This window comes from Streptomyces anatolicus (assembly GCF_019400875.1).
GTDB lineage: Bacteria > Actinomycetota > Actinomycetes > Streptomycetales > Streptomycetaceae > Streptomyces > Streptomyces anatolicus.
The window spans coordinates 1-1,701 of the sequence record NZ_WMBF01000788.1 but is presented as its reverse complement, the minus strand read 5'-3'; the positions used below and the strand labels follow the sequence as shown (position 1 = coordinate 1,701).

The 1,701-nt window shown below is 74.4% G+C and carries 3 protein-coding genes; all 3 read left to right on the top strand.

Annotation, left to right across the window (positions count from 1 at the left end; translation table 11 throughout):
* A partial coding sequence (locus GKQ77_RS32465; protein WP_219692734.1) for an OB-fold domain-containing protein occupies positions 1–217 on the top strand: 217 nt, incomplete at its 5' end.
* A complete protein-coding gene (locus tag GKQ77_RS32460; protein WP_308117854.1) occupies positions 214–999 on the top strand; it encodes an enoyl-CoA hydratase/isomerase family protein in 786 nt (261 codons plus the stop codon). The genes GKQ77_RS32465 and GKQ77_RS32460, both read left to right, overlap by 4 nt.
* A 126-nt stretch (positions 1,000–1,125) precedes the next feature.
* On the top strand, positions 1,126–1,701 hold a 576-nt coding region (locus tag GKQ77_RS32455), incomplete at its 3' end, for a hypothetical protein (RefSeq protein WP_258022343.1).

Here is a 1,701-nt window from a genome sequence, read left to right as displayed (position 1 = left end):
GCTCCCCGCCTACGCCGCCCACGCCCCGTACAACGCGATCGTCGTCGAACTCGCCGACGACCCCCGCATTCGCCTGGTCGGCAACCTCGTCGCCTCCCCCGACGCCCCCCTGAACTCCGTCGACCCGGCACGCCTGCGCATCGGCGCGAGGGTGCGCGTGGTCTTCGCGGACTTGGACGGCGTCACGGTCCCGCGCTGGATCCTGGAGCACCCGTGACCGCGCGGGGCGCCCTGCGCACGGCCACCGACAAGGGCACGGGCGTGGCGGTCCTCACCCTCGACCGCCCGGCGCGGCACAACGCCATCGACCTGGAGACGGCCGCCGCACTGGCGTCGGCCTGGCGGGAGTTCCGATACGACGACTCCGTACGCGCGATCGTCGTGACCGGCGCGGGCGACAAGGCGTTCTGCACGGGCATCGACCGCTCCGCGGAGGTGCCGCAGCCCAGCTCCCCCTACACGATCGACGACCCGCTGCTCACGATCGGCCCGAAGGCGAACGACCTCTGGAAGCCGGTGATCGCCGCCGTCAACGGCATGGCGTGCGGCGGCGCGTTCTATCTGCTCGGCGAGGCGGAGTTCGTCGTCGCCGACGAGCACGCCACGTTCTTCGATCCGCACACGACGTACGGCATGGTCAGCGCGTACGAGACGGTCCACATGGCGCAGCGCATGCCGTTCGGCGAGGTCGCCAGGATGGCCCTGATGGGCACGGCCGAACGGGTCTCCGCGCGCCGGGCGTACGAGACGGGCCTGGTCTCCGAGCTGACCCCGCCGGGCGGGGCGCGGGCGGCGGCCGTGCGCGCCGCCGAGGTCATCGCCTCGTATCCCACGGAGGCGGTCCAGGGCACGGTCCGCGCGCTCTGGTCGGCGAAGGAGGCGGCCCGTGCCCAGGCGCTGGCGCACGCCCCGCACCTGATCGCCCTGGGGAACCTGCCTCCGGAACACCAGGCGGAGCTGTTCGGGGCCCGTCGCGGGGGCGGCTTCCGGGTGCGGTGACCACCCGCGTGGCAGAGGGCCCGGACCCGGCGTAGCGTCCCTCTTGAGAGACGCGTACGGGTGCGCGCGGCGCTTCACGTGGTCACGCGGGGCGCGGCGCGCAGGTGACGTACGAGGAGGCCCGTCATGGTCCGCAACGTCCTCGGGACGGTCCTCGCTCTCATCGGAGCGACGGCCGCCGTATGGAGCCCCTTCCGAGCCTGGTACGACGGCCGTCCCGGGCGCCGCTTCCGCCTCGACGAACTCTTCTCCGGAGGCGGGGTCACCGGCGCCGACGCGGAACTCTTCGGCTCGCTCTTCCTCCCCTTCGCCTTCGCGGCGCTGCTCACGCTGGCCGGCCTCCTGCTGCGGTCCCGTCTCCTTGTGCTGCTCGCGGGCGTGGTCGTGCTCGGCTTCGCGGTGCTGTGGATGGTGCGGCAGGGGCAGGCGGAGGGCAGCCTGACCGTGTCCGGCGGCGGTGCGGGCCTCGGCATCGGCGTGCTCGGCGCGCTCGGCGGCGGGGTCCTGCTGCTGCTCGCGGCGGCGCTGATGGCGGGCCGCCGCGGGGGTGCGTCCCGGCGGGCCGGGCGCCGCGAGACCGGTGGCCGGCGGTTCGGCCGCCGTCGGGCCGCCGCCGATCCGGCGTACGAGGACACGACGCATCCCGGGTACCAGGAGCCGACGCACCCTGGGTACCAGGACACGACCCACCCCGGCTACCAG